Origin of the sequence: Pseudomonas sp. NY15437, from assembly GCF_048068435.1 — a bacterium.
Taxonomy (GTDB): domain Bacteria; phylum Pseudomonadota; class Gammaproteobacteria; order Pseudomonadales; family Pseudomonadaceae; genus Pseudomonas; species Pseudomonas nitroreducens_B.
In genome coordinates, this window is sequence record NZ_JBLUQC010000017.1 from 17449 (window position 1) to 34424 (window position 16976).

The following is a 16976-nucleotide window of genomic DNA, read 5'->3' on the forward strand; positions in this document are numbered from 1 at the left end:
TTGATTAACTCCTAAACGTTTGGGTCACGCTTCAACTGCGCCAGTACGCTGAACGGATTGGGCCGCTCTTCGACGTTCTCGCTCGGTTCGGGCGCTGTAGCGTATCCCACCGGCTGCTGGCAATCCTCAGGGTCATGGACCGGCACGATGGGCAAGGCGAGCAGCAACTCGTCCTCGGCCAGCGAGGTCAGGTCGATGGGGTCATCCCCCACTTCCAGCGCATCGTAGCCACTGGGCAGATCATCGATCGACTTGCCTTCCGGGATGATGACGTAATCGTACTCACCACCCACATGGAAGTTGGCCGGCTCGAGACAGCGCTGGCATACCATGCTCACCTCGGCGTCGAGTTCGACGTGCATGACCGCCAGCTTCTGCTCATCACGGAAGAAGGAAAACTTCGCGTGAATCTTGCCATCACTGCTGGTCAGTTGCTCGTTGAGACGTGGCATCTTGGCGATCGGCAGCTCACCCTCGAGGGTGGCGGCGCGCTCTACCAATTTGCGCGGATCAACGTGAGGTGGTATCGGTCCATTCAACATAAGCGCGCCATTATAGGGATGCACCCGAAGCTGTCAAAGGAAATTAGCCATAAACCGCTGTATGGACAGCCCTTTTCGCTAGAATCGCCGGGACGCTCCGAAGGAATTCCGCATGTTACCCCTGATCCTTGCTTCCAGCTCGCCCTACCGCCGCGAATTGTTGCAGCGCCTGCGCCTGCCATTCGAATGCGCCAGTCCCGACATCGACGAGACCCCGCTACCGGGCGAGCGCGCCGAACAACTGGTGCAACGACTGGCCCAGAGCAAAGCGCGCGCCCTCGCCCACCGCTACCCCGCTCACCTGATCATCGGCTCGGACCAGGCCGCGGTGAATGGCAGCCGGATACTGGGCAAACCCCACGACATCGAGCGCGCCACCGAGCAACTCAAGGACGCCAGCGGCAAGAGCGTCAGCTTTCTCACCGGCCTATGCCTGCTGAACAGCCAGAGCGGAAACGCCCAGGTCGACTGCGTCCCGTTCACCGTGCATTTCCGCACCCTCGACCCAGCCCGCATTCGCCGCTACCTGGAGGCCGAACAACCCTTCGACTGCGCCGGCAGTTTCAAGGCCGAGGGACTGGGCGTCAGCCTGTTCCGCGCCACCGAAGGCGAAGACGCCACCAGCCTGGTCGGCCTGCCACTGATCCGCCTGGTGGACATGCTGCTCGCCGAGCAGGTATCCGTCCCCTGATACGAAAGGTCGAAATGAATCGCCCGTAATACAAAGGCCCGGCATTCGCCGGGCCTTTTCTTTCCTTATATAAGGAAGGACGTCAGCGCAGAGCCGGGCCCTGGAAACCCATCCACAGTGCCAGACGCTCGGCGACACTGGCGCCCAGCTTCTTGGTGAAGCGGTCGAAGGCCGTCTCCTGGACGGTGTAGTCCACGATTTCCTTCTCCTTGATGATCTCGCGCGCCACGTAGCTGGTGCTACCCAGGCCATCGATCAGCCCCAGTTGCAGCGCCTGCTCGCCAGACCAGATCAGGCCGGAGAACAGTTCCGGGTGATCCTTGTCCTTCAGGCGGTCGCCACGCCCCTTCTTCACGCTGTCAATGAACTGCTTGTGGGTGGTGTCCAGCACCTGCTGCCAGAAAGCAGTCTCATCCGCTTTCGGCGGCTGGAAGGGATCGAGGAAAGCCTTGTGCTCGCCCGAGGTATAGACGCGGCGATCCACGCCCAGTTTTTCCATGGTGCCGACGAAGCCGAACGTTGCTGCCGTCACGCCGATGGAGCCGACCAGGCTGGCCTTGTCCGCGTAGATCTGATCCGCGGCACTGGCGATGTAATAAGCACCGGAAGCCCCCAGGTCACTGATGACCGCGTAGACCTTGATATCCGGATGCTCGCCGCGCAGGCGCTTGATTTCATCGTAGATATAACCCGACTGCACCGGACTGCCGCCCGGGCTGTTGATCCGCAGGACGACACCCTTGGTGCCGGCATCCTCGAACGCCGATCGCAGCGCACCCACGACATTGTCGGCACTGGCGGGCTCGTTGTCCGCGATCATGCCCTTCACCTCGATCATCGCCGTATGGCTGGCGCTGCGCGAGGCCGACTTGGACAGACCGCTGAAGGGGCTGAACAGCGCCAGGGCGCCGAACAGGTAAACAAAGGTCAGCAGCTTGAAGAAGATGCCCCAGCGACGCGACCGGCGCTGCTCCTGGACACCAGCCAGCACGGCCTTCTCCAGCAGTTTCCAGCTCTTGTCGTCACCCGCCGTGGTTTGTGCAGCCTTGCTATCGTCCGCCTTCCATTCATCCGACATCAGTTGCCTACCTCGAGCACTGGTTTAACCGAACGCCCGGCCAACCAGGCGCGCAATTCATTGAAATGGTTCACTTCCAGCGTTGGAGCATACTCCCGCAGGATCTCCAGCGACTGCGCACCATAGCCGACCGCCACCGAATCCATGCCAGCGCGGCGCGCCATCTCCAGATCGAACGGCGAATCGCCCACCATCAGCGCATCGCGCGCATCGACCCGGCAATGCTTGAGGATCTCATGCAGCATGCGCGGATCGGGCTTGCTCGCCGATTCATCGGCGGCGCGGGTGATATCGAAGAAGTCGGTCCAACCCTGCCCCGCCAGCACGCGATCCAGCCCACGACGATTCTTGCCGGTGGCCACGGCCAATTGGTAGCCCGCATCGCGAAACTCGGCCATTGCCTCAGCCACTCCCGGAAACAGCGGGGAAGGCTGCACCTCCAGGCTCAGGTAGTGATCGCCATAATCCCGCCGGAAGCGCTCCAGCGGCTCGCCGTCTTCCACTTCCGGGTACAGCGTCTGGATCGCCTCCGGCAGCCCCAGACCAATGATGCCCTTGATCGCGGCATCGCTGCGCTCCGGCAGACCGGAACCGACCGCGGCAACGCGCATCGCCTCGACGATACGACCGATGGAGTCCACCAACGTGCCATCCCAATCGAAGATCAGCAGGGAATAGTCACGCATCCAGACGCTCCACGGTGCGCTGCCAGACCTCGTCCACCGGCGCCTCCAGCTCCAGCACCGCGCCGTCGGGCAGCGGCACCCGCAGGTAGGCCGAGTGCAGGAACAGCCGCTTGCCGCCCAGTTCGCGGATTTCGCGGGAGAAGTCTTCGTCGCCGTACTTGGGATCGCCAGCGATGGAGTGGCCGGCGTGCTTGGCGTGCACGCGGATCTGATGGGTGCGACCGGTGATCGGGCGCGCCTCCACCAGGGTGGCGAAGTCACCGAAGCGGCGCAGCACCTTGAACTCGGTCAGCGCTTCCTTGCCCTCGGGGTTCACTTCCACCACGCGCTCGCCGGAGCGCAGGTTGTTCTTCAGCAGCGGCACGGCGATCTGCTTCTTGGCGGCCGGCCAGTTGCCGCGCACCAGCGCATGGTAGCGCTTGTCCACGATGCGCTCGCCCCGCAGGGCGTCGTGCAGGTGGCGCAGCATGCTGCGCTTCTTGGCGATCATCAGCAGACCGGAGGTGTCACGATCCAGGCGATGCACCAGCTCCAGATCCTTGCACTCGGGACGCAACTGACGGAAGGCCTCGATCACGCCGTAGTTCAGGCCGCTGCCGCCATGCACGGCGATGCCCGTGGGCTTGTTCACCACGATCAGCGCCTTGTCTTCGAATACGATGGCGGCTTCCAGGCGCTCCAGAAGACCCTGGGCCAGCGGCACCGGCTCGTCGCGCTCGGCCAGGCGCAGCGGCGGCACGCGCACCACGTCGCCCGCCTGCAGCTTGTATTCGGGCTTGATGCGCCCCTTGTTGACCCGCACCTCACCCTTGCGAAGGATGCGGTAGATCAGGGTCTTGGGCACGCCCTTGAGCTGGGTGCGGAGGAAATTGTCGATTCGTTGGCCGGCATACTCCGGCGCGACTTCAAGCAGCTGGACGCCGGAAGTCGGAGGGGCGGGATTAGTCATCCGGATATAATAACAATTTTTCATTCAATTGAAGCACTTAATCATTGCTGCTATATTCGGGAGGCCGCCAAAAGTGGCCAGGCCTGCGGATGATCGCGCAATCGCCATCCCCAACCGCCTGCAAACACATTGAACGGACACGAGGCAGTCCCCGGAAGCGTTGCAACGGCCCGAGCGATTCTCGCGCCGACAGCGCCTCGAAACCCAGGCCTTCAGACATGACCACGGCAGCCAAGGTCGCCGTGATAAAAGCCAACCCCGCTCCCGGATTCAGCGAGTGGCACCCGGCTCTTAAGGGAAATGTGCAGGGCGGAGATGCACAACTGTCGGATTGCGTTGCGTTCTTGCCTTGAACGCATGCCTTGAACATAGACGCACTTGTCGTCCGCTTCTGACAGTCGATTCCTCCTCCTGATGAGTGCTTGTTCTTACTCAACAAGCAGGAAACGTAGTCGCGGCACAGCAGATTTATCCTGCTGCCGCTGGACACTGGAATGGTCCGCCGTTCCTGAGTACGTGCCTTAGCACCGACCGTGAGAGTCGTGTGTGCCGATCGCCGTTTCCGGTGGCCCCGGAAACCATTGGTACTACATGAAAAGAATGCTGATCAACGCAACTCAACCCGAAGAGTTGCGTGTAGCGCTGGTAGACGGCCAACGCCTGTTCGACCTGGACATCGAGTCCGGCGCGCGCGAACAGAAGAAGGCCAACATCTACAAGGGCCGCATCACCCGCATCGAGCCGAGCCTTGAAGCCGCCTTCGTCGACTTCGGCGCCGAGCGCCACGGCTTCCTCCCCCTCAAAGAAATCTCCCGCGAATACTTCAAGAAGAACCCTGAAGGCCGCATCAACATCAAGGACGTCCTGAGCGAAGGCCAGGAAGTCATCGTCCAGGTCGAGAAAGAAGAGCGTGGCAACAAGGGCGCCGCCCTGACCACCTTCATCAGCCTCGCCGGCCGTTACCTGGTACTCATGCCCAACAACCCGCGCGCTGGCGGCATCTCCCGCCGCATCGAGGGTGAAGAGCGCAACGAACTGCGCGAAGCGCTGAACGGCCTGACCGTTCCCGGCGACATGGGCCTGATCGTCCGCACCGCGGGCCTGGGCCGCAGCTCCGAAGAGCTGCAATGGGACCTGGACTACCTGCTGCAACTGTGGGGCGCCATCAAGGAAGCCTCCGGCGAGCGCAGCGGCCCGTTCCTGATCTACCAGGAAAGCAACGTCATCATCCGCGCCATCCGCGACTACCTGCGCCAGGACATCGGCGAAGTGCTGATCGACAGCATCGACGCCCAGGAAGAAGCCCTGAACTTCATCCAGCAGGTCATGCCGCAGTACGCGAGCAAGGTGAAGCTGTACCAGGACAGCGTTCCGCTGTTCAACCGCTTCCAGATCGAGAGCCAGATCGAAACCGCCTTCCAGCGCGAAGTGAAGCTGCCGTCGGGCGGCTCCATCGTCATCGATCCGACCGAAGCCCTGGTGTCCATCGACATCAACTCGGCGCGCGCCACCAAAGGCGGCGACATCGAGGAAACCGCCCTGCAGACCAACCTGGAAGCGGCCGAGGAAATCGCCCGCCAGCTGCGCCTGCGTGACATCGGCGGCCTGATCGTCATCGACTTCATCGACATGACCCCGGCGAAGAACCAGCGCGCCGTGGAAGAACGCGTCCGCGAAGCCCTGGAAGCCGACCGCGCCCGCGTACAGGTGGGCCGCATCTCGCGCTTCGGCCTGCTGGAAATGTCCCGTCAGCGCCTGCGTCCGTCCCTGGGCGAAACCAGCGGCATCGTCTGCCCGCGCTGCAACGGCCAAGGCATCATCCGCGACGTCGAATCCCTGTCGCTGGCCATCCTGCGCCTGATCGAGGAAGAAGCCCTGAAGGACCGCACCGCCGAAGTTCGCGCGCGCGTGCCGTTCCAGGTTGCCGCCTTCCTGCTCAACGAGAAGCGCAACGCCATCACCAAGATCGAGCTGCGTACCCGCGCGCGCATCTTCATCCTGCCGGACGACCACCTGGAAACGCCGCACTTCGAAGTCCAGCGCCTGCGCGACGACAACCCCGAACTGCTGTCCGGCCATGCCAGCTACGAGATGGCGCCGGAAGAGCACGAGGAAGTCCAGCCGGTCAGCGCCACCCGCACCCTGGTTCGCCAGGAGGCAGCGGTGAAGACCGTTTCCCCGCAGACCCCTGCCCCGCAGCAAGCCGCTGCCGCGCCGGTCGTCGAAGCCGCCAAGCCCATGCCTGAGCCGAGCCTGTTCCAGGGCCTGGTGAAGTCGCTGGTCAGCCTGTTCGCCGGCAGCAAGCCCGAGCCGACGCCGGCAGCCGCCGAAAAGCCGGCCACCGAGCGCAGCGAAGGCCAGGGCGAGCGTCGCAACGGCCGTCAGCAGAACCGTCGCCGTGACGGTCGCGACGGTGGCCGCCGCGATGACGAGCGCAAAGAGCGTGGCGAGCGTCGCCGCGACGAGCGTGGCGAACGTGGCGAGCGCGCCGAGCGTCCTGCCCGTGAAGAGCGTCAGCCGCGTGAAGAACGCGCCGAGCGTCAACCGCGCGAAGAGCGCCAGCCCCGCGAGGAGCGTGCCGAGCGCCCGCCGCGCGAGGAACGCCAGCCGCGTGAAGAGCGCGCCGAGCGTCCGCCGCGCGAAGAGCGTCAACCCCGTGAGGAGCGCGCCGAGCGCCCGCCGCGCGAGGAGCGTCAGCCCCGCGAGGAGCGCGGCGAGCGCACCGAGCGTCAACCGCGTGAAGAACGCCAGCCGCGCGAAGAGCGCCAGCCTCGCGGTGAGCGTGGCGAGCGCGCCGAGCGTCCGCCCCGTGAAGAGCGCCAGCCGCGCGAAGACCGTCAGGCTCGCGACGCCGCTGCCCTGGAAGCCGAAGAGCTGCCGAACGAGGAACTGCTGGATCAACAGGACGACGAAGGCTCGGACGATGAGCGTCCGCGTCGCCGTTCCCGTGGCCAGCGCCGCCGCAGCAACCGCCGCGAGCGCCAGCGTGAAGCCGGCGTGGATGGTGTTGAAGGCGCCGAAGGCGACGTGAACAGTGCCGAAGGCGTTGCCGAACAGGCTGCTTCCGACACCCCGTCGCCTGCCGCCCTGGTCGCTGCCGCCGCCACCGCTGTCGCCGTTGCCGAAGCCGCCGCCGAGCAGGAGCAGCCCGTTGCCCAGGCTCAGGTCGAAGCTCAGCCGCTGGAATCCGGCGTCGTCGAAGCCGTGCGCACCGAAAGCGCACTGGAACAGACCATCGACCTGGCCAAACCCGCCGAGCAGGCTGCCGAGCCGGTAGAAGCTGTCAACGACACCGTTGACGTAGCCGCTGCCGAACCGGCCGTCGCGGAAGATGCACCGGCCCCGGCTGCTGAAACCGTGATCGAAGCTGTCGCCCAACTGGTCGAAGAAGCGCCGGCGCAAGCTCCCGCCATTGCCGAAGAAGCGCCGGCTGCCGCACCGACTGCAAGCGAAGAAGCCGCTCCGGCCGTTCCGGCGAACGCCACCGGCCGCGCCTCCAACGACCCGCGCGAGCGTCGTCGCCAGGAGCGTCTGGCTCGCGAAGCCGCGGCTGCCGCCGCCGCTGCCCCGCAGGTCGAACAAGCTCCGGCGGTCGAAACCGTGGTTGAAGAAGCTGCTGCCGTGGAAGCCGACGTCGTGGTCGAGCCGGCCGCTGACGTCACCGCCGAGACCGTTGTGGCCGAGGTAGTGAACGAAGCCGAAGCCGTCGAGCAGGCTGAAGGCGAGAAAGCCGAGAAGGCCGAGAAGGCCGAGGAAGAAGAAGGCTCCGTGGTGGAAAAACACCACAGCTGATCGCTTCCTGATCGGAAAAAGGGGATGCCGTTGCATCCCCTTTTTTATTGCCTGCACGCTAAGTGTTCGCCACTCCTACGCCAAGGTGAGCGCCGCAGCTCGGGCGGTTCGCGAGCAAGCTCGCTCCTACAAAACACACCACAACAGGCACAAAAAAGGGATGCCGTCGCATCCCTTCTTCGCCTCAGAAGCGCGCTCAGTAGAGATTCGGCTCCATCTCCAGCTCAACGCCGAACCGCTGGCGGATATCGTCGCGAATGCGTTCAGCCAAGGCATGCAACTGCGCGCCGGTAGCGCCGCCGTAATTGACCAGCACCAGCGCCTGCTGTGCATGCACGCCGGCCGCGCCGTCACGGAAGCCCTTCCAGCCGGCCTTGTCGATCAGCCAGCCGGCGGCGAGCTTCATCAGGCCATCGCCTTGCGGATAGGCAACCAGATCACTGAAGCGCTGCCGCAGCGCGTCTGCCTGCTCGGCCGATACCACCGGGTTCTTGAAGAAGCTGCCGGCATTGCCCAGCGCGGCCGGGTCCGGGAGCTTCTCGCGGCGGATCGCGCAGATCACCCGCGACACATCGGCAGGCGTCGGCGCGGTCACGCCCTCCTCTGCCAGGCGCTGGCGCACCGGACCGTAGTCCAGATGCAGTGCCGCCGCACGGCTCAGGGCGAAGCGCACCCGCAGGATCAGCCAGCGGCCGGGCTCGCGCTTGAAGCGGCTTTCGCGGTAGGCGAAGGCGCAGTCTTCCAGGCCGAACTCGCACAGCTCGCCGCTCTGGCGGTCCAGCGCGGTCAGGCCGGCGAACACGTCCTTGATCTCGACGCCATAGGCGCCGATGTTCTGCATCGGCGCGGCGCCGACCGTACCGGGAATCAGGCTGAGGTTCTCCAGCCCGCCCAAGCCCTGGCCCAGCGTCCAGCGGACGAAGTCGTCCCACACCTCGCCAGCTTCCGCCTCGACCACCACGCGCTCGCCATCATCGCTGAGCACCCGCACGCCACGGGACGCCATGCGCAGTACCAGCGCCTCGACGTCACGGGTCAGCAGGAGGTTGCTGCCGCCACCAATCACCATCAGCGGCAGACCCTTTTCCGCGGCGGCGACGATACCGGCACGCACCTCGGCATCGTCGTGGGCATGGGCGAACCAGCGCGCCGCGACCTCGACACCGAAGGTGTTGTAGGGCTTGAGGGAAATGCGTTCTTGCAGTTGCAGCGTCACAGGCGTCCCTTCACTTCCGTCAGCAGGCCGTCGCAGGCCCTTTCCACCAGGTCCAGCACCTGCTCGAAGCCGTCCTCGCCGCCATAGTAAGGATCGGGGACTTCGTCGATTTCCAGTTCGTAGCGGCGCAGGAACAGGTCCAGTTCGGCCTTGCCGCTGCCGCCCCGCAGATGCGTGAGGTCGCGCAGGTTGGCAGTGTCCATGGCCAGGATCAGGTCATAGCGGGAGAAGTCCGCCACGCTGACCTGCCGCGCCCGCAGGACCGACAGGTCGTAGCCGCGGCGCAGCGCGGCGGCTCGCGTACGCGTGTCCGGCGCCTTGCCGACATGCCAATCGCCGGTGCCGGCGGAGTCGATCTCGATGCGATCTTCCAGGCCCGCCTGGCGGACCTTGTGGCGGAACACACCCTCGGCGGTGGGCGAACGGCAGATATTGCCCAGGCAGACGAACAGGACCTTCATCAAGCCCCCAGGATGCGCCGGACGCGCTCCAGGTCTTCCGGGGTGTCGACACCGGCCTGCGGCGCCTCCAGGGCGTCGGCCACGTGGATGCGCACGCCGTGCCACAGCGCGCGCAGCTGCTCCAGGCACTCCGTGTCTTCCAGCCAGCACGGGCCCCAGGCCACGAAATCACGCAGGAAGCGCGCGCGGTAGGCGTAGATGCCGATATGGCGGCGGTACGGCACGTTCGCCGGCAGGCTGTCGCGGTCTACCGCGAAGGCGTCGCGCGCCCAGGGCAGCGTGGCGCGGCTGAAGGTCAGCGCGAGGCCGTTCTTGTCGCTGACCACCTTGACGATGTTCGGATTGAACAGCGCCGCCGGGTCGTGGATTTCCTCGCACAGGGTGGCGATGCCCGCTTCCGGGTGCGCGGCGAGGTTGGCGGCCACCTGATCGATGATCGACGGCGGCACCAGCGGCTCGTCGCCCTGCACGTTGACCACGATGGCGTCGTCGGCCAGGCCCAGCGCGTCGGCCACTTCCGCCAGGCGGTCGGTGCCGGAGTTGTGCTCGGCGCGGGTCAGCACCACCTGGGCACCGAAGCCCTGGCAGGCCTCGACGATGCGCGCATCGTCGGTGGCGACCACCACCTGGGTGGCGGAACTTTTGCCCGCCTGCGCCCAGACGTGCTGGATCATCGGCTTGCCGGCGATGTCCTGCAGCGGCTTGCCGGGCAGGCGGGTGGAGGCGTAGCGGGCGGGAATGACGACGGTATAGGCCTGGCTCATGGCGTTACTTGTCCAGACGTTCGTCGACGTTGAGGGTGCGCGCTTCCCCTTCGAGCATCACCGGGATGCCGTCGCGCACCGGGTAGGCCAGGCCGTCGGCCTTGCAGATCAGCTCGGACTTGTCGTCGGTGAGCTTGAGCGGGCCCTTGCACAGCGGACAGGCGAGGATATCGAGGAGTTTCGGGTCCATGGTGCGTTCCTTGAGCTTGAAGATATGAATGCGGGCGGCGCAGCTGCGACGCCGATCAGCGGGCGACCAGGCGCTCGAGCTGGGCGTCGAACCAGGCGACGAAGGCCGGCGACGGCTGCGCTTCGACGGCGAGGTACCACCAGTCGGGCGCGGCGAAGGACCGGCATTTCACCGCGTCCTTCTCGGTCATGACCAGCGGCAGTGCCGGCGTGAAGCGCAGCTGCTCGACGGTATAGGCCGCATGGTCGGGGAAGGGATGCGGAATCGGCCGCCAGTTTAGCGCCTCGAGCGTCTTGAAGAAACGCTGCGGGTTGCCGATCCCGGCCAGCGCGTGGAGCGACTGACCGGCGGGGAAATGCTCGACGCCACGGCGTTCGCCGCTGGCCAGGTTGACCAGGGCAGAAGGTCGCAGGACAAAGGAGAAGGCCCCCGGCGGATCGGACGGCGCGCCATTGTGCAGCACGGCGTCGACCTCCTCCAGGCGCTCGGCGGGTTCGCGCAGCGGCCCGGCGGGCAGGCAGCGTCCGTTACCCAGGCCACGGGCGGCGTCGATCAGCACCAGTTCCAGGTCACGGGCCAGGCGATAGTGCTGCAGGCCGTCGTCACACAGGATCAGGTCCAGCGGCTCCTCTGCCAGCAGCGCGCGCACGGCGCTGGAGCGGTCCGGGTCGATCATCAGCGGCACACCGCTGCGGCGCACGATCATCAGCGGCTCGTCGCCCGCCTGCGCCGCCGACTGTTCGGCGCGCACGCGCCAGGGCGTCTGTGGCGGCTTGGCGCCGTAGCCACGACTGACCACGCCGACCTTCAGCCCACGGGCGCGGCAGTGTTCGATCAGCCAGAGGATCATCGGCGTCTTGCCGGTGCCGCCGACGGTGATGTTGCCCACCACGACGATGGGTACCGGCGCGCGGTAGGCCGGCTTGGCGCCGGAGAGGAAGTCCTGCCGGCGGCCTTGAGCGATACGCCGGTAAAGCAGTTCGAGCGGCCTCAGCAGGGCAAGGGCCGGGTGGCCCTTGTACCAGGCGTCGAGCAGGCGGTCGGAGAACGCCATCAGGGGCTCTTCTTGTCCGCCTGCGCCTCGATGGTGGTGATGCGCAGGTGGGTGAAGCCCAGCTTGCCGGCGGCATCCATCGCGGTGACCACGGACTGGTAGTTCACCTTGCCATCGGCGGTGATCACCACCGGCAGGCTGTTGTCGCCGGCGGATTCGCGCTGCATGGCGTTCATCAGGTTTTCCAGATCGTCACGTGCCAGGCTCTGGCCATTGAGCGCGTAGTGGCCTTCGACACTGATGGAGATTTCGATCTGCTTGATCTCGGTGGCTTCCGGCGGCGTGCCGCTGACCGCTTCGGGCAGTTCGACCTTGAGCTGCGACGGCTTGGTGAACGAAGTGGCGACCACGAAGAACAGCAGCAGCACGAAGATCACGTCGATCAGCGACGCCAGGTTGATGAAGACGTCCTCGCGGGCCGCTCCGCCCGCTCTGCGGCGGAATTTCACGCTTTGCCTTCCTCGACGAAGTCGACTTCGCGGTCGCCCTGGGTCACTTCCACCAGCTTGATGGCTTCCTGTTCCATGGCGATGACCAGTTCATCGACGCGGCGCAGCAGGTAGCGGTGGAAGAACACCGACGGAATCGCCACGATCAGGCCGGCCGCCGTGGTGATCAGCGCCTTGGAGATACCACCGGCGAGCATTGGCGCATTGGCCATGCCGTCGCCCATGAAGGCGCTGAAGATCTGGATCATGCCGAATACCGTGCCCAGCAGGCCGAGCAGCGGCGCCATGGCGGCGATGGTGCCCAGGGCATTGAGGTAGCGTTCCAGCTCGTGGATGACGCGGGAGGCGGCTTCCTCGATGCACTCCTTCATGATCTCGCGACCATGCTTGGAGTTGGCCAGGCCGGCGGCGAGGATTTCACCCAGCGGGGACGACGCGCGCAGGTCCTTCAGGGCCTGGCTGTTCATCTTCTTGTCCTTGATCTGCTTCCACACCTGGCCGAGCAGTTGCGGCGGGGCCACGCGGCTCAAGCGCAGGGTCCAGAGACGTTCGGCGACGATCGCCATGGCAGCGACGGAGCTCAGCAAGATCGGCAGCATCATCCAGCCGCCAGCTTTGACCAGTTCCCACACAGTGGTGAATCCCCTGAAAAAAAGTGGCGCCACTCTAGCACAGGGGCCGTGGCGAGCCGACCGCCTCCAGTTCAATTTTCCTGCCAGAAATGTGCGCCTTCCCGCACTCCCCGGACCTCGCCATGGGCGCCGAGCGTCAGGGTCAGTGCACCCTGCTCCGCCGTATCCTGAATCCGGACGCCCAGTGCGCGGAAGCGCTCGACGACCGACGGATGCGGATGGCCGTAAGGGTTGTTGGCGCCGCGGGAGATGATCGCCGTGGAGGGCTGGATCGCCCGCAGGAATGCCGGCCCGGAGGAACTGCGGCTGCCGTGGTGGCCGGCCAGCAGCCAGTCGATACGTTGCCGCGGATGCGCCGCCAGCCAGGCCAGCTCGGCGGGTTGCGGCAAATCGCCGGTAAGCAGGATGCGCTCGCCGTTGGCTTCGATTTCCAGCACGCAGGAGCGGTCGTTGCTTTCCCGCGCGCCCGACCATTGCCAGCTTGAAAGACGAACGCCGTCGATGGCCCAGTCTTCGTTTCGGCAAGGCCGCGCCTGCAACTCGGGCACCAGCCGCTCCGGTTCCCCGCTGATGACCTGCGCAGGCCGTAAAGCGTGCTTCACCGCGACGGCGCCGCCGGCATGGTCGTTGTCCGCGAGGCTGAGCATGAGCAGGTCCAGGTGGCCGATGCCCAGGCTGCGCAGCGTCGGCACCACGACCCGTTCGCCGATGTCGAAATCGCCATTGCGCGCCCCCGTGTCGTAGAGCCAGACCTGGCTGCGCGTGCGGATCAGCACGGACAGCCCCTGCCCCACGTCCAGCACCCGGATCTCGGCCGTGCCTGGCGCGGGCAACGGGAGCGTCGGCCAGAACAAAGGCAGGAACATCGCCAACCCCAGCGCCCGCAACGGCACCCCGGCCGGCGCCAGTAACAGGAGTGCCCCGAGCATCGCCAGCGCCACCGCCCAGACGGGCGCGGCGACGGGCTGCCAGGCGGGTGCCAGTGCCGCCATCCAGCCCAGCAGACGGAACAGCAGCTCGAGCAGACCACCCGACACCCACAGCAAGGCGTCGCCCAGCGCGGGAACGCCCAACGCCAGGCTGCCCAGCAACGCCAGCGGCACGACTACCAATTCCACCCAGGGCACGGCGATCAGATTGGCCAGCACGCCGGAAACGCTCAGCGGCAACCCCAGCGCAATCGATGCCGGCAACAGTCCGACCGCCATCAGCCACTGCGCCCGCAGCCAGGTGCGCCAGGCGGTCCAACGCCCCAGCCGCCCGGAGAAGCCGAAGATCAGCAGCGCCACCGCCGCGTAGGACAGCCAGAACCCCGGCAACAGGACCACCAGCGGTTCGACCAGCAGCACCGCCAGCAGCGCGCCCAGCAGCGGCGTCCACAATCCGCGATGGCGATAGCGCAGGCGCCACAGCAGGACGATGGAGACCATGATGCAGGCGCGCTGCAGCGGCACCTCGAACCCCGCCATCAGGCTGTAGGCCCAGGCGCCACAGGCGGCCAGCAGGCAGGCACAGGGCAGCCAGGGCAGGCGCGTCGGCCAGCAGCCGAAGCGCGCCAGGCCGGCCACCACGGCGTAGAGCAGACCGGCCAGCAGCGAGATGTGCGAGCCGGAAATCACCATCAGGTGCAGGGTTCCGGTGTCCTGCAACACTTGCCAGTCCGCCGTGGTCAGCCCGGAGGCGTCGCCCAGCACGAGGGCGGCGAGCGCCCCGGAACGGCCGTGGGCATCCACCGCCAGCAGGCGCTGCCGCCAGACTTCGCGCCAGGCCCGCGGGCCGCTGGAGCCTTCCAGGCGCTGGCCGTCCTTCACACTGCCGGTGGCGCCGATGCGCTGGGCGGTGAGCCAGGCCTCGTAATCGAAGCCGGCACCGTTGGCCATGCCATGGGGACGCTTGAGCTTCACTGCCAACCGCCAGCGCTCGCCGCCTTCCACCGGCGGCCCATCGAACCACGACAGGCGCAAGGTGGGGGGAACCTTCGCGCGGGGGCTGGAAACGTCGCCGAGAACGAAGCGCACCGACGGGCCGGAACGATCCGGCAGGCCTTCCACCCTCCCCTCCAGCCAAAGGGTGCGGCCGTCCAGCATGGGCGCCAGGCGCTCATCCAGCGCCCACTGGGCCGACTGGCAGGCCCAGGCAAAGCCGAGCAGGAAGAGCCCGACGGCGTAGGTGCGCGTGAACAGCAACGGCAAGCCAAGCAGCACACACAGCAACAGCGCCCAGCCAGGCGGCAGCGCGGGCATCCAGCGCAGCGCCAGCAGGCCCAAGGCCAGCGCGAACATCCCTGTACGAGGCAACGCAGCAACTCCCGGCCACTGTCGCAACCGCCGGTCCGATTGGCCTGCGGCGGTTACACACGGACATAGTTGGCAATCAATGACTGTCACCTAGCTAGGCATAATGGAGCGTCGTCCGTCTGCCAGAGATTTCCCTCATGCCGCGCCGAATCTTCAAGCGCTACATGCCGGATCCGGAGAGCATCAGGCACCACAAGGGCCTGCGCTTTCTCGGACCGCTGATCCAGTCGCCCAACCTCTGGCACCTCAATCGCCGCTCCGTGTCCCGCGCCATGGGCATGGGGCTGTTCGCCGCGTTCATCCCGATCCCGCTGCAGATGCTGCTGGCCGCCTCGCTGGCGGTCTGGGTGCGGGCCAACCTGCCGATTTCGGTCGGGCTGGTCTGGCTGACCAACCCGATCACCATGCCGCCCGTCTTCTATTGCACCTACAAGATGGGCGCGTGGGTCATGGGCATCCCGGCCCGCGCCCTGCCCGACCACCTGACCTGGGAATGGATCAGCGGCGAACTGGCGATGCTCTGGCAACCCTTCCTGCTGGGTTCGGTGATTTGCGGCATCCTGGTGGGCCTGCTCGGCTACCTGGCCACCGAAGGTTACTGGCGCTGGTGGATCGGCCGCAGCTGGCGGCGGCGTCGGGCGCTGCGCAATCTGCAGAACGGCCTATAACCGCCGCCTCGGCAATCACGGCTTTTCGTAGGAGCGAGCTTGCTCGCGAACCCCCCAATGCCAGAGCCGCCAGTAGGATTGTTCGCGAGCAAGGACTAGGCGTCCCCCTCGGTCCTACAGGTACAAAAAAGCCGCCCCGAAGGGCGGCTTTTTCATGGGCCGATGGATCACTCGTAACGCAGCGATTCCGCCGGCTGGGTCGAGGCCGCGCGCCAGGCCGGGTACAGCGTGGCAAGGAAGCTCATCGACAGTGCCGCGACGCAGATCAACACGATGTCGCTGATCTGCGGGTCGGACGGCAGGTAGTTGATGAAGTAGATGTCCGAGTTGAACACATGGGTGCCCGCCACGCGTTCCAGGGTCGAGACGATGGCGGTGACGTTGTACGCCGCCAGCACGCCCAGCACACAACCGATGACGGTGCCGATCAGGCCGATCACCGTGCCCTGCACCATGAAGATCGCCATGATCTGCTTCGGCGTGGCGCCCAGGGTGCGCAGGATGGCGATGTCCGCCCGCTTGTCGGCCACCACCATGATCAGCGTGGCGATGATGTTGAAGGCGGCGACCGCGACGATCAGCAACAGCAGCAGGCCGATCATGGTCTTTTCCATCTTCATCGCGCTGAACAGGCTGCCCTGGGTGTGGGTCCAGTCCACCGAGCGGTAGCCCTCGCCCAGCTGCCTGGCGATAGCCGCGCCGACATCCGGCGCCTGGAACAGATCCTTCAGGGCAATGCGCACGCTCTGCACCTGGCCGGGCTGCCAGCGCAGCAGGCTGGCCGCGTCGTCCACATGGATCAGCGCCAGGGTGCTGTCCAGCTCGGCGCCGACCTTGAAGATGCCGACTACGTTCAGGCGCTGCATGCGCGGGGTGATGCCGCCGGGCGCGGTGCTCGGCTCCGGAACGATCAGCAGCAGGCTGTCGCCGACGTTGACGTGGAAGCGCCGCGCGGTGATCTCGCCGATGACCACGCCGAACTCGGTGGCCTTGAGGTCGTCGAGCCTGCCACGGACCATGTGCTGGCCAATGATCGACACCTGGGTTTCCAGAGCCGGATCGACACCATCCACTTCGATGGGCTGCATCATGCCTTTATAGGAGAGCATGCCGTCGACCTCGGTGTAGGGCACCGCGCCGACGATCTGCGGATTCTTCTTCGCCACCTCGGCCACGTGCTGCCAGTCGTCCAGCGGGCCGCTGGCCTGCTGCAGCACGGCGTGCGGGACCATGCCGAGGATGCGCGAGCGCATTTCCTTCTGGAAGCCGTTCATCACCGAGAGCACCACGATCATGGCCAGCACGCCCAGGGCGAGGCCGATCATCGAGGTCAGGGAGATGAACGAAATGTAGTGGTTGCGTCGCTTGGCCCGCGTGTAGCGGGTGCCGATGAAGACGGACAGGGGTCTGAACATGGGCGACTCTCTTAGAACCTGTTCAAGGCCTCGCCGAGCGCAGCTCAGGCAAGGCGGAAGCAGGCGGAAAAGCGCAGTCTACGCGCTGTAAA

General features: G+C 66.0%; 16 protein-coding genes. 3 read left to right on the forward strand and 13 right to left on the reverse strand.

The genetic code is table 11. The annotated features are described in order from the left end of the window. Positions 1 to 11 precede the first annotated feature (11 nt). Positions 12 to 542, reverse strand: a complete 531-nt coding sequence (locus tag ACNFIA_RS27615; RefSeq protein WP_236170876.1) for a YceD family protein — start codon at positions 540 to 542, stop codon at positions 12 to 14. A 112-nt stretch (positions 543 to 654) separates the two neighbouring features. Between ACNFIA_RS27615 and ACNFIA_RS27620 the strand changes: the two genes are divergently transcribed. Beyond that, positions 655 to 1233, forward strand: a complete 579-nt coding sequence (locus ACNFIA_RS27620; protein ID WP_259756115.1) for a Maf family protein — start codon at positions 655 to 657, stop codon at positions 1231 to 1233. Positions 1234 to 1315: 82 nt separating this feature from the next. Here ACNFIA_RS27620 and sppA read toward each other — a convergent pair whose 3' ends face one another. The 3 genes from sppA to rluC are packed head-to-tail and all read right to left on the reverse strand — an operon-like array spanning position 1316 to position 3946. Continuing rightward, on the reverse strand, positions 1316 to 2311 hold the full coding sequence (sppA, locus tag ACNFIA_RS27625) for a signal peptide peptidase SppA (protein WP_416790194.1): 996 nt from the start codon (positions 2309 to 2311) through the stop codon (positions 1316 to 1318). Beyond that, on the reverse strand, positions 2311 to 2997 hold the full coding sequence (locus ACNFIA_RS27630; protein WP_416790195.1) for an HAD-IIIA family hydrolase: 687 nt from the start codon (positions 2995 to 2997) through the stop codon (positions 2311 to 2313). Before ACNFIA_RS27630 ends, sppA begins: the two co-directional genes overlap by 1 nt. Beyond that, entirely contained in the window at positions 2990 to 3946 is a 957-nt protein-coding gene (rluC, locus tag ACNFIA_RS27635; protein WP_259756121.1) for a 23S rRNA pseudouridine(955/2504/2580) synthase RluC, read from the reverse strand. Before rluC ends, ACNFIA_RS27630 begins: the two co-directional genes overlap by 8 nt. A gap of 591 nt (positions 3947 to 4537) precedes the next feature. On the opposite strand from rluC, the gene rne reads away from it, so the two are divergent. After that, complete coding sequence (gene rne / locus ACNFIA_RS27640; protein WP_416790196.1) at positions 4538 to 7738, forward strand: ribonuclease E; 3201 nt, start codon at positions 4538 to 4540, stop codon at positions 7736 to 7738. 196 nt (positions 7739 to 7934) lie between these two features. Here the strand turns inward: rne and murB are convergent, their stop codons facing one another. The 8 genes from murB to ACNFIA_RS27680 form a co-directional block, all read right to left on the reverse strand. Further along, positions 7935 to 8954 carry a UDP-N-acetylmuramate dehydrogenase gene (gene murB, locus ACNFIA_RS27645; RefSeq protein WP_416790197.1) on the reverse strand — a complete coding sequence of 340 codons (1020 nt, stop codon included), beginning with the start codon at positions 8952 to 8954 and terminating at the stop codon, positions 7935 to 7937. Continuing rightward, complete coding sequence (locus tag ACNFIA_RS27650; protein ID WP_416790198.1) at positions 8951 to 9415, reverse strand: low molecular weight protein-tyrosine-phosphatase; 465 nt, start codon at positions 9413 to 9415, stop codon at positions 8951 to 8953. The genes murB and ACNFIA_RS27650 overlap by 4 nt, the downstream gene beginning before the upstream one ends. Then, positions 9415 to 10179 (reverse strand): 3-deoxy-manno-octulosonate cytidylyltransferase, encoded by a 765-nt coding sequence (kdsB, locus tag ACNFIA_RS27655; protein WP_259756127.1) that lies wholly within the window; start codon positions 10177 to 10179, stop codon positions 9415 to 9417. The genes ACNFIA_RS27650 and kdsB overlap by 1 nt, the downstream gene beginning before the upstream one ends. Before the next feature lie 4 nt (positions 10180 to 10183). Next, positions 10184 to 10369 (reverse strand): Trm112 family protein, encoded by a 186-nt coding sequence (locus ACNFIA_RS27660; RefSeq protein ID WP_009621404.1) that lies wholly within the window; start codon positions 10367 to 10369, stop codon positions 10184 to 10186. 55 nt (positions 10370 to 10424) lie between these two features. Beyond that, the gene (lpxK, locus tag ACNFIA_RS27665; protein WP_416790200.1) at positions 10425 to 11423 is read right to left on the reverse strand and encodes a tetraacyldisaccharide 4'-kinase; all 999 of its coding nucleotides are present in this window, start codon (positions 11421 to 11423) and stop codon (positions 10425 to 10427) included. Then, positions 11423 to 11872, reverse strand: a complete 450-nt coding sequence (locus tag ACNFIA_RS27670; protein WP_259756130.1) for an ExbD/TolR family protein — start codon at positions 11870 to 11872, stop codon at positions 11423 to 11425. The genes lpxK and ACNFIA_RS27670 overlap by 1 nt, the downstream gene beginning before the upstream one ends. Further along, the gene (locus ACNFIA_RS27675) at positions 11869 to 12504 is read right to left on the reverse strand and encodes a MotA/TolQ/ExbB proton channel family protein (protein WP_259756132.1); all 636 of its coding nucleotides are present in this window, start codon (positions 12502 to 12504) and stop codon (positions 11869 to 11871) included. Before ACNFIA_RS27675 ends, ACNFIA_RS27670 begins: the two co-directional genes overlap by 4 nt. A gap of 71 nt (positions 12505 to 12575) precedes the next feature. Further along, the gene (locus ACNFIA_RS27680; protein ID WP_416790202.1) at positions 12576 to 14786 is read right to left on the reverse strand and encodes a DNA internalization-related competence protein ComEC/Rec2; all 2211 of its coding nucleotides are present in this window, start codon (positions 14784 to 14786) and stop codon (positions 12576 to 12578) included. A 152-nt stretch (positions 14787 to 14938) separates the two neighbouring features. On the opposite strand from ACNFIA_RS27680, the gene ACNFIA_RS27685 reads away from it, so the two are divergent. Next, entirely contained in the window at positions 14939 to 15469 is a 531-nt protein-coding gene (locus ACNFIA_RS27685; protein ID WP_416790203.1) for a DUF2062 domain-containing protein, read from the forward strand. 167 nt (positions 15470 to 15636) lie between these two features. Here ACNFIA_RS27685 and ACNFIA_RS27690 read toward each other — a convergent pair whose 3' ends face one another. Then, the gene (locus tag ACNFIA_RS27690) at positions 15637 to 16884 is read right to left on the reverse strand and encodes a lipoprotein-releasing ABC transporter permease subunit (protein ID WP_416790204.1); all 1248 of its coding nucleotides are present in this window, start codon (positions 16882 to 16884) and stop codon (positions 15637 to 15639) included. Positions 16885 to 16976: the final 92 nt, after the last annotated feature.